Annotated in this window: 17 protein-coding genes; 12 read left to right on the top strand and 5 right to left on the bottom strand. The window is 66.2% G+C overall.

The features are described from left to right. Positions 1 to 117: 117 nt before the first annotated feature. The 4 genes from ACQPXH_RS29535 to ACQPXH_RS29520 are packed head-to-tail and all read right to left on the bottom strand — an operon-like array spanning position 118 to position 1,500. Entirely contained in the window at positions 118 to 594 is a 477-nt protein-coding gene (locus ACQPXH_RS29535) for a hypothetical protein (protein WP_433599729.1), read from the bottom strand. 45 nt (positions 595 to 639) lie between these two features. Then, entirely contained in the window at positions 640 to 957 is a 318-nt protein-coding gene (locus ACQPXH_RS29530) for a hypothetical protein (RefSeq protein WP_433599728.1), read from the bottom strand. Between the two features lie 2 nt (positions 958 to 959). Next, positions 960 to 1,283 carry a hypothetical protein gene (locus ACQPXH_RS29525; RefSeq protein ID WP_433599727.1) on the bottom strand — a complete coding sequence of 108 codons (324 nt, stop codon included), beginning with the start codon at positions 1,281 to 1,283 and terminating at the stop codon, positions 960 to 962. Next, positions 1,270 to 1,500, bottom strand: a complete 231-nt coding sequence (locus tag ACQPXH_RS29520) for a hypothetical protein (RefSeq protein WP_433599726.1) — start codon at positions 1,498 to 1,500, stop codon at positions 1,270 to 1,272. Before ACQPXH_RS29520 ends, ACQPXH_RS29525 begins: the two co-directional genes overlap by 14 nt. Positions 1,501 to 1,738: 238 nt before the next feature. On the opposite strand from ACQPXH_RS29520, the gene ACQPXH_RS29515 reads away from it, so the two are divergent. The 3 genes from ACQPXH_RS29515 to ACQPXH_RS29505 all read left to right on the top strand — a co-directional run bounded on the left by ACQPXH_RS29515 (position 1,739) and on the right by ACQPXH_RS29505 (position 5,673). After that, the gene (locus ACQPXH_RS29515; protein ID WP_433599725.1) at positions 1,739 to 2,914 is read left to right on the top strand and encodes a helix-turn-helix domain-containing protein; all 1,176 of its coding nucleotides are present in this window, start codon (positions 1,739 to 1,741) and stop codon (positions 2,912 to 2,914) included. Positions 2,915 to 3,231: 317 nt separating this feature from the next. After that, a complete protein-coding gene (locus ACQPXH_RS29510) occupies positions 3,232 to 3,885 on the top strand; it encodes a hypothetical protein (RefSeq protein ID WP_433599724.1) in 654 nt (217 codons plus the stop codon). A 177-nt stretch (positions 3,886 to 4,062) separates the two neighbouring features. Next, positions 4,063 to 5,673, top strand: coding sequence for a hypothetical protein (locus ACQPXH_RS29505; protein WP_433599723.1), 1,611 nt, complete (start codon positions 4,063 to 4,065; stop codon positions 5,671 to 5,673). Here ACQPXH_RS29505 and ACQPXH_RS29500 read toward each other — a convergent pair. Continuing rightward, positions 5,670 to 6,335 (bottom strand): response regulator transcription factor, encoded by a 666-nt coding sequence (locus tag ACQPXH_RS29500; RefSeq protein WP_433599722.1) that lies wholly within the window; start codon positions 6,333 to 6,335, stop codon positions 5,670 to 5,672. The two genes, ACQPXH_RS29505 and ACQPXH_RS29500, sit on opposite strands and share 4 nt — an antisense overlap. Positions 6,336 to 6,575: 240 nt before the next feature. Here ACQPXH_RS29500 and ACQPXH_RS29495 point away from each other — a divergent pair, with 240 nt between their 5' ends. From ACQPXH_RS29495 to ACQPXH_RS29455, 9 genes are all read left to right on the top strand, one after another. Beyond that, a complete protein-coding gene (locus tag ACQPXH_RS29495; protein WP_433599721.1) occupies positions 6,576 to 8,390 on the top strand; it encodes a hypothetical protein in 1,815 nt (604 codons plus the stop codon). After that, on the top strand, positions 8,387 to 9,172 hold the full coding sequence (locus ACQPXH_RS29490) for an ESX secretion-associated protein EspG (RefSeq protein ID WP_433599720.1): 786 nt from the start codon (positions 8,387 to 8,389) through the stop codon (positions 9,170 to 9,172). The genes ACQPXH_RS29495 and ACQPXH_RS29490 overlap by 4 nt, the downstream gene beginning before the upstream one ends. Positions 9,173 to 9,184: 12 nt before the next feature. Beyond that, the gene (locus tag ACQPXH_RS29485) at positions 9,185 to 9,526 is read left to right on the top strand and encodes a hypothetical protein (protein ID WP_433599719.1); all 342 of its coding nucleotides are present in this window, start codon (positions 9,185 to 9,187) and stop codon (positions 9,524 to 9,526) included. A 29-nt stretch (positions 9,527 to 9,555) separates the two neighbouring features. Continuing rightward, on the top strand, positions 9,556 to 9,855 hold the full coding sequence (locus ACQPXH_RS29480; RefSeq protein ID WP_433599718.1) for a YbaB/EbfC family nucleoid-associated protein: 300 nt from the start codon (positions 9,556 to 9,558) through the stop codon (positions 9,853 to 9,855). Between the two features lie 150 nt (positions 9,856 to 10,005). Next, on the top strand, positions 10,006 to 10,305 hold the full coding sequence (locus tag ACQPXH_RS29475; protein ID WP_433599717.1) for a type VII secretion target: 300 nt from the start codon (positions 10,006 to 10,008) through the stop codon (positions 10,303 to 10,305). Positions 10,306 to 10,307: 2 nt separating this feature from the next. Beyond that, complete coding sequence (locus ACQPXH_RS29470; protein ID WP_433599716.1) at positions 10,308 to 11,609, top strand: hypothetical protein; 1,302 nt, start codon at positions 10,308 to 10,310, stop codon at positions 11,607 to 11,609. A 25-nt stretch (positions 11,610 to 11,634) separates the two neighbouring features. Then, positions 11,635 to 11,967, top strand: coding sequence for a PE family protein (locus tag ACQPXH_RS29465; protein ID WP_433599715.1), 333 nt, complete (start codon positions 11,635 to 11,637; stop codon positions 11,965 to 11,967). A gap of 29 nt (positions 11,968 to 11,996) precedes the next feature. After that, positions 11,997 to 12,977: a PPE domain-containing protein gene (locus ACQPXH_RS29460; protein WP_433599714.1), complete on the top strand. Its 981-nt coding sequence runs from the start codon at positions 11,997 to 11,999 to the stop codon at positions 12,975 to 12,977. After that, positions 12,974 to 13,816 carry an ESX secretion-associated protein EspG gene (locus ACQPXH_RS29455; RefSeq protein ID WP_433599713.1) on the top strand — a complete coding sequence of 281 codons (843 nt, stop codon included), beginning with the start codon at positions 12,974 to 12,976 and terminating at the stop codon, positions 13,814 to 13,816. The genes ACQPXH_RS29460 and ACQPXH_RS29455 overlap by 4 nt, the downstream gene beginning before the upstream one ends.

Raw genomic sequence — 13,816 nt, 5'->3', positions numbered from 1 at the left:
CCGCTCGTGCGCCCTCCCGAGTTCGAAATAGAGTCCCTTTTCGTAGTTGCTGAGATCTCGCCGGAATTTGTCGTATTCGTCGGACACGGCACCGCCCCCTGTTTACGAATTCATTTGCTACGCAGGCAAGTGAGCCATGTCGATGTTGTACTCGACCATGTCGGGGCCGTAATTCCGCCTGAACAGGGTTTCCGCCTTAGACACCACACTTTGCACTGAATCGCCACGTACACATACCGCAGGGCCGATGTCGGTATAACGGGGAGCGCCCCACCCTGGGCGATTCGTCCAGGCGCTGTCCGGATGTCGCCGTATATGACACTCGCCCAGGAACCGAACGAGACCATCAGCGAGCGACCAGTTCTCGGGCGCGGTGAAACCTGCCCAGTCACCGAATAGTTGAACCGCAGCCTCGAGTACGTGGGTCGACACAGGTGGCTTCCACCACTCCGACTCGTTGCCCAGATTTGGAACCGCCGTCGAGAGGAAAGCTCGTATCGCCGATTCCATGCGTTCAGGCGCAACCCAATCCAAAAATGCTTGGGTTTTGTCATCGAACTCGATATCGAAACCGATCTGTTCGTCATTCCCCACGCCGATACCTCCGTTTCTCGTCGCTGCCGTTGTGTCAGTGTCCCATCACCGTTCGACACGTGTGCTCGGTCGCAGCACCCCCGCGTCGATCAAAGTCCAGACAGCCTCATGCTTGGCGCCGCACGAGTCGGCGTCGCAGTTGATGCGCGCACGGAATACGCGGCGCGCTTCCTCGATGCTGTACGGGTAGTCCGGTGCGCGGTGGCATTGGTCGCGGGCGATGCGGGCGAGTATTTCGGTGCTGGGGCGTTCCCCGTCGACGTGCACCGGGCGGTCGAGGAGGTAGGGCAGTACGTAGAAGACCACGACACCCAATGTCACAACCCCGGCGACGGTCGCGCATACAACTCCTGTAGTCGACACAGCTAGTCGGCCTCGGTGTCGTTGGTCGAGATCGGTTCGACGGTGATCACGGCGTGCTCGTCGAACTCGTGGTAATCGTCCGATGCGAATGCGAATGTCTGGCCGATGAACCCGTGATCGTCTACGGGTGCCCATGATCCGTCGTGGTGCTGCAACCACCCCACCGGGTGGTTGGTTCTGGTGTTGGTGTCGCGTAGCGCGAGAACGATTGCGCGGCTTGCACGCTCGATAGCGGTCTTGCAGTAGCGGCAAATGCCGGTGCTCGGCTCGGCGTCCTGATGGGTGCAGCGGGGGCAGAGCTTCGCTTTCGGCTCACTGTGCGCCATTGGGCACCCATGTCGGTGGTTCGTAGTCACCGGTGCCGGAGGACTCGACACCCCGGCACCGGGACGATTCCTCGGGGTCGGCCCGAAAGTCGAGTTCGCTGATTGCAATGCCGAGTTGCGCGATCACTTCGGCGGGCGGTGGCTGCCACCAACCCCGGAACTCGGGCCGTGGCGGGCCGACGAACGGAACTCGATGCGGAAGGTCGCTCACAGTCACGGTCTGCTCCCCTTGTCGTTGGCTGCACACTCCCCAGCGGGGGCACCAACCGCACCGTTGGGCGGCTCGTAGCTCGCGGTGCGCTCCGGGGCGCGTCCCGCTGGGGAGGTGCTCAATCCGACGTTATGGGCATATAAGAGCGGCGAGTGACAACCTGGTGACAACTCGCAACGCCCTGGTCGCGGCCGGTAGTCTCAGCTATAGATGCCAAACCTGCCCAACTGCTAGGGAGTCCGCTGTGACCCACGTAGGCCACCGCATCGCGGTTGAACGCAAGCTCGCCGGGCTGAAACAAATCCAGTTGGCACAGAAAGCCAACTACAGTCTTTCACTGCTACGGGCCGTCGAGCAGGGCCGTGAACCAGCGTCACCCGCGTTCACAGCTGCTGTGGCGCGAGCGTTGGGGGTCGAGCCCGAACAGCTCACGGGTACGCCCTATTACGACACGATCGAAACGGATGGGCCGCTGGAAGGTCTGACCGATCTGCGGGCGCTGCTGGCCGAAGGGCAGTACGTGCAAGGTGTCGAGCCGCCGACGCTGGCGGAGTTGGCCGGTGACATGGCCCTGGTTGAACGCGACTACCGAGACGATCGCGGACGGGCCGCTTTAGCGCGGCTGCCGATTCTGATCCGGCAAATGTATGGGGCACTGCACGCGGCAGGCACCGATGCCGAACGCGCCAGGGTGTTTACGCTGCTGTCAGCGGCACATGTCACCGCTGAACGGTTGTGTCGACGTTTCGGGTATATGAACATGACGGTGCCTGTACTTGACCGGCTCGAATGGTTGGCGGCACAGGCTGATGACCCGCTGTACGCGGCGCAAGCGAAGATCAAGCGAGCCCGAGTTCTGATGTACCACAACGCAAATGATGTCGGACTCACCCTGATAGATCAGGGACTGGACATGATTGCCGGCAACAGCGAGGCATCCAATGCGGTCCGCGGATACGGCCACCTGTGCGGGGCGATCGTCGCCGCTCGAGGATTCCGTACAGACGTGGCCCGTGAACACATCGCCGAAGCCGGCCAACTTGCGCAGTCGATGAACGGTGAAAGCGACCTGTACGGAACCCTTTTCGGGCCCGCGAATGTCGGCATTCATTCGTGCGCGGTCGAACTCGAGGCGGGCGACCCCGACAAAGCCGCACGGGAAGGCTCGGCGTTGGTGCTTCCGGCAGGCATAGCGGCACCCCGCGCAGGGCACCACTGGCAGGACACTGCGCGGGCGTGGCTGCTCTCAGGTCAACCCGACAAGGCGCTGAAAACGCTGAACCGGGCACGGAGGATCGCACCACAGCAAACCCGCTTGCACCCCTCTGTACGCGAGACGCTGCACGGGATCGCGGCGGCTGAACGACGGCGCACCGATAGCCTGTCAAGTTTCGCCGGCTGGGTCGGCGTCGCGCTCTGACATTCTTGTCGGCGGTCCGCCGAACCAGCCCGGGTTGACCGACCCGCTGAACATGGCCGCCGTCGACCTCGACCAGGCACTCGCGCAGGCCGACATCGACGACGACTGCGCCCCAGTGCGTGCCTAGTTCCCGTACCGCTCTTCGGCCCATGCAGCGCCGACAACATGCCGCTAACCATTGCCCTGCCGGACTGCGAATTCCGTCGCCACCGCGAACGACGGAACCCCTACGCATTCGCATGCACTTCGCATCGCGCTGCCATATCACCTGCCGTACCAGACAATTGGGTACAGATGAAGGTCTGCCGAAGGAAGTCATGAAAACACGCAAGCTCCTGCTGGTGTCATTAATGTCCGTGCCGCTGTTGACAGCCGGTTGCGCACACCAGAATTCGAAACCGATCTCCCAGGCTGTGCCGCATCCGCCCGCCGCGCAGGAGGCCGCACGGGTGCCGGTCGGTCCGGGTCCGTCGGGAACCTATACGGTGCAGCCGCAACCGGCCGAAGGCAGCTGCCATTTCGGCAAGTCCGCCAGCGGTCAGCCGCTACCGGATCCGGCGTGCACGCCGGGCGCGACCAACCCCAAGGTCACCCCGGACACCTTGGGCAGCACCATTTGCGCCGGCGGCTACACGTCCTCGATCCGGCCGCCGGCCAACATCACCAACCGGGAAAAGGACGCCAACGCCAAGTCGTATGGGTACACCGGCTCGCTGCACGACGCCGAATACGACCACCTGGTCTCGCTGGAACTCGGCGGCGACCCCAACGACCCGCGCAACCTGTGGGTGGAGCCACCTTCCCCCGACCACAAGCCCGGTGCCGGACCCAACAATCCGAAGGACACCGTCGAGAACCAGCTGCATTCGCTGGTGTGCTCGGGCAAGGTGGCACTGACCGACGCCCAGGACGCCATCGTCGCCGACTGGACCACCGCCCTCGCCACCGTCGGCCATCCCGACGGAAAGTAATGGCGCGCGGTCAATGGCGAGCCGCACGCCGATGGGGCTCTTCAGGGACACCTGCTGAGCCCCGACCTTTTGTGAATCGCGTAACTCGGCGCTGTGCCAGGATGGGAACGGTAATTAGCTCGGGCATTGTGCGTGGGTTCCCGTGCGCGGTGCGCAGATGAGGGAGATTGCGGCGACGTGACCACACCTGATGGCGAAGCACCCGGCGACAAGTCGAATGAAGAGCCGACCCCGAATCACGAGCAGCGCGCGGCGGTACCGGACGGCGATGCGGAGTTCTCGGCCGAGTTCATGAAGGCCTCCGAGGCCGCCGACAACCCGGCCGACGACACCACCGAGGAAGAAGACGAGGACGCCCCCGATATCGGCTTCACCCTCGACGAACCAGTAGACGTCGCCGAGCACGCCGAACAGCTCATGCACCGGATCGCCCGCGCGCTCGCGGCCGGTGGCCCACCGGGCTGGCGGCGCCTGGAGGCCGTCTTCGCGATGACCACGAGCACCGAAATCGGGTTGGTGACATTCGCCGATGACGAACAGCGCGAGGCGCGGGTGCAGCCTGCCGATGATGTGGTCGAACTGGTCCGCGAACAGCGCCATCTCTCGGCTCAATTGAGCGATGGCCCCTGGTGGCGGCTGTTGATCGAGTTGGCGAGCACCGGCGAGATCGAGGTCGATTACGACTACGGTGACGAGCCCTTCCCGGACGATCACCTATTCCTTCCCGAGGTCTATCTCGCGGATTTGCAGGCGTACCCGCGCGACCGGCTGCCGGTTTGGCTCGCCGCCTATATCGGCCACGGTGATCGGCAATCGCGCCCGGCGGGCGCGGCGGCCGCGCAGGCCAGGGCGGACCGGGAGACCGGCGTGCGCCCGGTGCTGTCCGAGCGGGACTTTCCGGCCTTCCCGGTGCTGTCGGCCCGCTGGGCCATAATCGCGGCTGCTTTCGTGGCCGCCGGATCACAGTGGGGGCCAAGGGTTTTGCCCGCTCTCGGCTGGTTCGAAGGTTCGAAACGCAGCGGATCGACCCTGTATGCCCTGCCGGGTGGTCGCGCGGTGCTGTCCGGTGGCGTATGGAATGCGCCCGAACTCGATGCCGTCTACAACGGTGCGACGCCGATGCCCGCACTGTATGCGGGAGCCCCGGAGTGGGTCGCCAATCCGGTGTTGAATCCGCGCGCGGCCAGCGGGCTGTTGTCGTTCTGCTATTGGTGGGACGGCGGTCGGTGGTATCGCGGCGAGTCGCCGACCGCGGACCGGCTCAGCGAAGCGGTGCCCGGCATCTGGACCTCCGATACGGTGGCCGGCGTGGTCGCTGGGTTGCTCGCGGAGCAGCCGAGCGATGGGCAGCGGGCGGCGGTGGCGAATCTGGTGTCGGCGGCGGAAATCGGTGTGGTGACTCGGGATACGCTCGTCGAGGTCTTCGGCGACGACGGCACCTTCGATATCGACAGCGCCCTCTATCAGCTCACGCTGGCCGGTGTGACGATCACCTTGCCGGAGCCGATCTCGCGGGACGCCGCGATGGCCCAGGTCCGCCAGTTCATTCTGGATCAGAATATGGACACCACCGGCTATCCGATGGAAGATCTGCGTGCAGACCGGATCAGCGTCGGCTGGATGGTGTACGTGCCGACCGAACCCGGTGAGATCTCGATCGGGCGCGCGATCTTCTACGTCGCCGATGACGGTGTGCTGGAACAATCTTCGTCATCGGTGGCGCCGTCGGTCTATGCAGCGGAGTTCGAGCGGCGCTTCCAGCAGCGGCACGGTTCGGTACGGGCCTAGGATCCGTCGGTGCGCCAACGATAGCCGAAGCCGCGGATGGTGGTGATCAAACCGGGCCGGTCGAGCTTCGCGCGCAATCCCGCCATGTGCACATCCAGTGCCCGCGATACCGAGGCCGACGAGTCGCCCCAGATGCGGTCCATCAGCTCTTGCCTGCTGACCGCGGTATCGGGTCGTTCCGCAAGGATCCGAACCAGCTGGAACTCCTTGTGAGTCAGCATGATCGGCACCCCGGCCACCTCGACCTGCCGAGCCATCAGATCCACCCGAACATCTTGGGAGACAACCGCTTCCACCGGTGCGGAGTGGACAACGACGCGACGGGTGACCGTCTCCAGCCGCGCGACCAGCTCCGCGATGCGCGGCGGTTTCACCAGGTAGTCGTCCGCGCCGGAGCGCAGCGCGAGCACTACGGTGCGCTCACTGGCCCGGGCGGTGAGAATCAGGACGGGGACCGTGCTGGCTTCACGCAGCCGCCGCAATACCTCCAACCCGTCCATATCCGGAAGTCCGAGATCGAGGATCACCGCGTCGTAGCCGCGGTGGGCGCGTAGTAGGTCCGCGCCGCGCCGCTTGCGGTCGACGAGGTAGCCCCGAGCGGTGAGCGCGGCCTGCAGCGCTTCTCCGACTCCGTCATCGTCTTCCACCAGCACAAGCCGCACGCGCCGATCCTTGCAAGCGAAGGTTCGACGCGCAGCCGTTTGCGGATAGCCGTGGTCGACGCGCGGCTCGTGGTCTCGGAGTTGGTGACCGATCATGAGCGCCAGCATGATTCACGATGAGGTCACCGACCGTTCACGCAGCTCATGGGATGATCGGTGTCATATGGGCGCGGATGAGGGGCGACGCGAGGGGCGCACACCGCGCGTCGAGGCAGCACCGAGCGGGACAGGAGTTGACCAATGGCGCCGACAGATGACAAGCCCAATCCTTGGCAGCTCTCCGGGGACGATATCGGCAAGGATTCGCAGCATCTGACGGTCAAGCAGACGAGTCTGCAAACCCTGGCCAAGTACGCCATCGACCTGTACGACGTCTTCGACACCATCGAGGGTTGGACACACTTCGTCGAGAAGGTCGATGGGTTCGGGAATCTCCCCTCCGGCATCGCGCTGCAGGGAAAGTTCCAGCGCGCGGGCCGCGATCTGAACGACCGGGCCAAGAGCCACAAGACCATTCTCCAGGATCTGGCACAGCAGTTCATTACCGCGGGCAAGCTGTACACCGCCGCCGAGGAGGCCAATACCTCCGGATTCGATCGGCTCAGGAATGCCCGCTCCGCCGAACGCCACGGCAGCTGGAGTCTGCCCGCCGACGGCACCACCAAGATCCCGGATTGGGGCGGGAAGACCGGCCGAACCGATAAATACGGCGGACCACCGGCCGACCTGAAGCAATATGCCAACGAGAAGGACGGACGCGATACCGAACCTGTTCGTCCGGAGCCGGCCAGTGTCCTGGATTACCCGACCGCCTACTCCTGGCACCAATCGTTGTTCGACGGGATGGGGCACACCTCCGACGCCTCCGGCGTCTGGAGCGATATGGCCGAGCACGTGACCGGGCCCGCCGCGAATCTGGGCAACCAGATGACCGCGATGCAGACCTCGGATGACTGGAACAGCGACGCCGCGGTGAAGGCGGGCGGCGCGGTTCAGGCCTATGTGTCCGGTGTGCAGAACATGGTCGACGGTATGCGCTTGGTCGCCAGCAATCTGCTCAACACCTCGGGCTGGCTATGGGCGGTGCAGTCGAATACTCCCAATATCACGCCGGAAACGATCACGCCCCAGTACGCGCGTGAGGAAGTCGACAAGGCCAAGCGGATCTTCAACGACTGGTACGTACCCGGACTGGCGGCATCGAGCAATGCGATTCCGCTCATGGTTCAGCCGGTGAGTCCGGTGGTGCAGCCGACCGCGCCGACGCCGTCGCCCAAGCAGACCCAGCAGACCGGACCCGGTGGCGGCACCGGCGGCAGCGGGAGCGGCGGGAGCGGCAGCGGGAGGGGTGGTACCTCGGGTGCCCAATCGCAGGCAGCTCAGCAGGCGCTCGCCGAGCAACGCCGGGCGACCCAGCAGGCCGAGAAGACCGCGACCGAGCAACGCCAGCAGGCCGAACAGCAGCGTCAGCAGGCCGAGCGGGAAGCCGCGCAGCGCGAGGCCGCCCAGCAGCAGGCCGCCCAGCAGCAGGCGGCCCAACAAGCGGCCCAGCAAACCAGTCAGTCCGCGCAACAGGGCCTGGACGGCGTGAAGCAGGCAATGGACCAGGCCGCGCAGGCGGCGGCCCAGCAGGCGCAGGCCGCGGCGGCCAAGGATATGCAGTCGGCAGGCCTCGCAGGTCTGCCGTCCGCGCTGTCGGGGTTGGGCAAGGACGCCCTCAAAGCAGGCGGCGGTAGTGGCGCGGGCAAGGGCGGTGGCGCAGGGGGCGGTGCGGGTGGCGGTGCCGGAGCCAATCTTTCACCCAATAGCCTGCAGAATTCGAAGCTGTTCCCGCGGGCGGCGGCTGCCGAGACGGCCGCGGCCGCGACGACGAGCCGCGCGGGCATCGCGAGCACGGGCCAGCCGGGTTCACCCGGTGGCATGGGGCCCGCGGGCCATGGTGCCGGTGGGCAGAACAAGGAACACAAGCGGGCCGCGTATCTGGATTCGGTCGAGCACATCGAAGAGGCGCTCGGCGACGCGCCGGTCGTCGCCAAACCCGTTGTCGAGCAATGAATCGCACCTGGAAGTTCACCGACCTGGAATTCATCGTCCAGTGGGAGACGTTGAAGCAGGACTACCTGCCCGAACCATTCGTCTACACCTGTCGCACCTGGGTGAACGAGGACTATGTCCGCGAACAACAGGATGCGCTGGCGCGGCTGCGGCACTCCGGCGACCGGTCGTTCGACGAAGTGCTGGACGTGCTGGCCTTCCCGGATCTGCGCATCGTCGCGGAAGGCTACGACCCGGCCGAACCCTGGCAGCCGGACGTGTCGGTTCGGCTGCACGGTGTCCGCCGGGGTGACCGCGGCTATGTCTTCTCCGAGCTGGCCGGCGAAACATACTGGCATTCCGGTGGTTTCACGATCACCGAATGCGATGCGGTCGATCTCGCCGGTGCGATCGTGCGAGCGCTGCCGGAGATCGAGCCGGGCCGCCGGGCCGCCGTGGTGCTGTCCACCCAGTACGAGGGCGACGGCCTGGATTACTCGCTCGGCCGATCGATGGTGCACGATTCCTTCGACGATACGATCGCCGATCGCTCCGCGGAATTCTTGGCACTACCGACCTCCTGTTCCGGGACGATCGATGTGATCCAGGGGCGGTCGCGTTTCGGCCCGCGCGGCATCACTCGACATCGGCTGCAGTGGCGCGACATTCGCGACGACGGCCGCTATGCGATCGACGACCAGAATCCGCCGGTGGCGCGTGCCATCGATGCGAAACACCTCACCGCGATGATCAATACGCGCGTCGCCGAGGTGGTGCGTGCGATCAAGGACGAGCGAGTCTGAAAGGTGGCCGCCATGGCCGAAACACAACCGGGCTTTCCCGAATGGACCGCGACCTCGCGCAGCGGCGCGATCTCGGTGCGCACCACGGAGCAGGGTCTGCCACTGGGTATTTCGGTCGAAGCGACCGAGTTGAAGCGCGATCCGCAGGCATTGGCTGCCGAGGTGCTGCGGCTGTGCAGGCAGGCGGCCAATCGGGCCGGGATGGCGCGTAGGGCGGAGTTGGCGGCGGCGGGAGTGCCCGCGGAGATGTTGGCGCTGAGCGGGTTGCCGACCGCCGAAGATGTTGCGCGCCAGGAATTAGCTGAAGAGCAGGAGTACGAGACCGAGCCGGACAGCTGGTTGCGTCAGGTGTAGTTCCCCGTTGTCCGAGAGGAGTTTCCATCGTGTACGAGACCATGGACGAACTGATGGCCGGGGTGCAGCGGCGGCTGTATCGGATCCGGGATCTGACCGACGATATGGCCGGGGTGCGCGGGCGAGAGACCGCGCGTGACGGTTCGATCACCGTTGAGGTCGATGGCAACGGAACATTGCTGGATCTGCAGTTCTCCCAGGCTGTTTCGCGGATGACACCGGCGGAATTCGAGTCGACGCTGGTAGCGACAGCGGCCGCCGCGGTGCGGCAGGCATTCGAGCGACGTAGCGAATTGGTCACTGCCTTCAACGAGGAAGTTGCCGAGTAGACACCTGACGTTCACGCTGTCCCCGTAGAACTTTTGTCAAGAACCTTAAGTTTGTGCAAGTTTGACTTTCGGCATTGCAGTTCGATTGATGGGTTCTATGAAGAGTCGGTCTATTCCATTACGGGATGGGGGATCACGATGAGCGAACTCGTGGCTACGCCTGATGCGATTCGCGCGTACGGGGACTCGGCAGTGGCCATGGCCACGGGTATCGCGACGGCCGGTGCGTTCGACCAGGTGGCAACCGTTGCGGCGGCCGCGCCGGTATTCGGCTTGATCGGTCAGGACTTTCTGATGGCGTTCGCTTACGCGCAGTCCAATCACGTGAGTTCGATGTTCGAATTGGCCGGTGTGCACGCGGGTACCGCGCTGACCGCGCATCAGGGCGCCGCCGCCTATGAGGCGGCCGAGGCGGCATCCGGCACCGAATTCGGCGCTGCCGGCGTCTAGCAATGACTGCGCCGCTCGATCCGTCGATCGTAGATCTGCTGCGCGGCAGTGCCCTTGCGCCGCTGATCGATCGACCGGTCAACGACATCCTGAAGGATATGGGCCTTGGCCCACTTCCGGAAGTCTCCGGGTTGCCACCGCTGCCCGAATTGCCGCCGCTGCCGGTCATCGATCTGGCCGCACTGGCCAGGCCGCTCACCGATATGGCGAGCGGTTTCGGCACCGGAAATCTCGGCGCGCCCGCGGGCGGCGGACCCGACCCGACCAAGGTGCTCTCCGACACCGCGCAAGCCGCGCAGACCGCGATCCAACTCGGCACCCAGGCGCTGCAGACCGTCATGTCGCTGTGGCAGGGCCTGGCCGCGATGCAGGCCGCGAACAAGTCCGGACAGGCCGCGGCGAACGGCGCGGAACTCGCCACGCAGAGCGCGCAGGAGAAGGCTTCGCTCGCCGGTGGCGCGACCTCGGTGGCGACCGGCGGCGCGCTGATGGCGTCGGTCATCGCCAAGTACATGGCCACCGTGGCCGCGGCGACGCCGTGGCTGGCAACCGGTGGCGGACAAGCGTTTATCGCGGCGGCGACCGTGGAGGCGGTCACCGAGGGCATCGCGGTGGTGACCAAAACTCGGGTGGAAATGACCGCGCACTCGGCGCATATGACCGCCGTTGGCAAGAAGGTCGAGGTCACCGATGCCCCCAAAGGCGTCGACTCGATGCAGCAGGTGATGCAGTTGCTCACCCCGCTGATGACCATGGCGCAGACCGGCGCGCAGACGCTCACCCAGGTGGCGACGCAGAACGCGACGCAGGCTCAGAAACTGCAGGCCGACGCCATCGCGAAGGAGCAGCGCGAAGCTACGGAGAAGGACGAAGCCGAGCACGGCGCGTCGGGCGATGGCGCAGGCGGTGGCAGCGGTGGCGGTGGCGGTGGCGGTGGTGTGGGCGGTATCGGCGCGGCCCCGATATCGACACCACTGAGCCCGTGGAGCGGACCCCGCACCGCCGGACTCAGCGGTATGCCCGGCTTCAATGCCACCGGAACCGGTTCCGCGGCAGCGGAACCCGTTGCCGCGGCACGTGGCGTAACCGGTGCGCCGGGCAGCCCGGGCATGATGCCCTACGGCGCGGCGGGCGCGGCAGGTGCGCGCGGGGCGGGGGATGCGGGCGGCGATATGCCCGGTTTCCTGGTCAATGCCGAACACGGCGAAGAGGTCGTCGGACCGATCGAGGGGGTCTCGCTGCCGGTGGTCGGCGCGACCGAACAGATCTCCGAGCCACCACCCGATAAGGAACTCACCCTCTAAAGGTTCCTTGATTCAGGAGGTTGCGATGGCAAGCGGCGGTACGGATTTCGATGGAGTGATGTTCGATCCGGCAGCGGCCCGGGACGCGGCCACCCGGCTCGACGGACTCGCGGCCCGGCTGGAAGCGGAACTGCGCGAGGGCTCGCCCGCGTTGACGGTGCCGCCAGCCGGCGTCGACGAGGTTTCGGTGCGCGCGGCGCAGACGATGAACGATGTCGCGGCCTCCTACGGCCAGAGCGCGACCGCCGGAATCGTGGAATTGCGCAAGCTGGCGGCGACGTTGCGCGCGCAGGCCGCACATTTCGGTCGCGCCGAGAACGACAGTGTCGCCGACTTCGGCGTCTCCGGCGCGGCCTGACACCAGAGCGAATACGACACGGAGCCACCATGATCGAACCGCCGCGGCCCGGTTTCACCGGTGTGGTCTGGGGCGCGCGCGAGCCGGACCGGCTGGCGCGTGAACTGTCCACCGGTCCCGGCGCGGTACCGATGGCCGAGGCCGGTGCCGCGTGGACCCGGCTGGCCGCCGGATTCGGCACGGCGGTCACCGAATACGAACTGATCGTCGCGTCGATGCGCGGTGCGTGGCAATCCACCACGAGCGGCCCGGTGCTGGACCGGATTTCGCGGTTGCGCGATTGGCTCGCCGACGCCGCGACGGCCGCGGGCAATAATGCGGTGCGCGCCGAAACCCAAGCCGCCGCTTATGAACTGGCCCGGCTGACCATGCCGCATACCGCCGAGATCGAGGCCATCCAGACGGTACAGCGGATGCTCGAATCAATCAGTGGCGCGCTCGGCGCACCGCTCGAGGCGGTGGCCGCCCGGGCCGACACCGACGCCGATATGGCGAAGGCGGCGGCCGCAAGGGTTATGCAGACCTACGAGGCGGCGACCGAACCGCTTGCGACACCGTGGATTCAGCAGGATCCGCCGGTAATCGCCTCGTCCGCCGCATTGGCGGCCGAGGAAGCGAGCGCGCCGGCGTCGGCCGCGACTTCGGCAATGCCCGCGCTGCCCGCGATCACACCCGGGATGTTCATGCCGGGCGGAATCGGTGCTGTCCCGACGCTCACGAAGTTGCGGCCGAATCGGGCACCGGTCTTCACCGAAGCACCTGCGCCGGTGGAAGTGACTACACCACAAACGGTTCCGACCTCCACGGCGAGTGCCAATGCGCTGCCGATGGTTCCCGGCGCGATGGCGGCAGCCGGCGGAGCCGAGGAAGAGGAATACGCCCCCCGCGCGGCCGCGGTGACCGGCGACGCCATCGGTGCCGATCTCGGTATCGCCGCCGCCCCGGCGGTACTCGGCGCTCCGGAAGCGCCTGCGGCCACCGGTCGGACGGCATCGGGAGGTGCCGAATGACGACCATGACCAATGACGGACTGCTCGCGGTGGCCGAGCGACTCGGTGTCCAGACCTTGCCGCTGGTGCTTTCCGTTGGGCCGCAACAGGATTCGTTCGATGCGTGGGCCGAGGCCCAGCGCCGCGCGGTAACCGAACTTGTCGACGCGGGCGTGCTCGACGCCGAGGGCGATGTCGATTCCGAACTGGCCGATGCCATGTTCACGCTGGCCCTACCCGATCGCGAACTGGTCGCCCGCATCTATGCGACCGGGCCCGACGCAACGCCGGCCGTGACTCGGATCTGCCTGGCCCGCCGCGGCGAACAGCATGCGATCGCGGTGCGCACCGGCGACACCTTCGACGTGCGGACAGTCTGGGCGGACGGATCGGGCGCGGCGCTGGTGCGCCCGCTGCTCGCGGCGCTCGGAGCCGGAACGCCGGCGGAGGTGGTCGATTTCAGCGCGCTGTCGAGCGAATTGAGCGAGCGACTCACCGCTAGCGACTGCTTGCGGGTCGCTCGAAACAACACCGCGGCGCAGACCTCCGAAGACTATGCGGACGCCGTCTATGCATTGGGCGTCGCCGATCGTGACGCCACCGCCTACGGGCTGGCCTTCGCCTCCTGCCATGCCTTCGCCGAGATCGTGGCCTACGCCCATCTCGACGGTACGACCACCCGGCCGCCCGGTGCGGTCGCGGTCTATGACACCGGACGCGGTCGCATTGTGGCCGCGCCCGGTATTGCTGCGGATCAGCAGGTCTGGTCCACGGTGACACCGGGCACCGATCACCGTATCGCGCAAGCGGTTTCGGCCTTGATCGAATCACTGCCCGGGGGAAGGTGGCTTCCGCAGTAG

The organism is Nocardia sp. CA-135953, from assembly GCF_050955735.1.
Classification (GTDB): Bacteria; Actinomycetota; Actinomycetes; order Mycobacteriales; family Mycobacteriaceae; genus Nocardia.
Note: the sequence above shows the minus strand (reverse complement) of the source record. Positions and strands in the feature narration are given on the sequence as shown.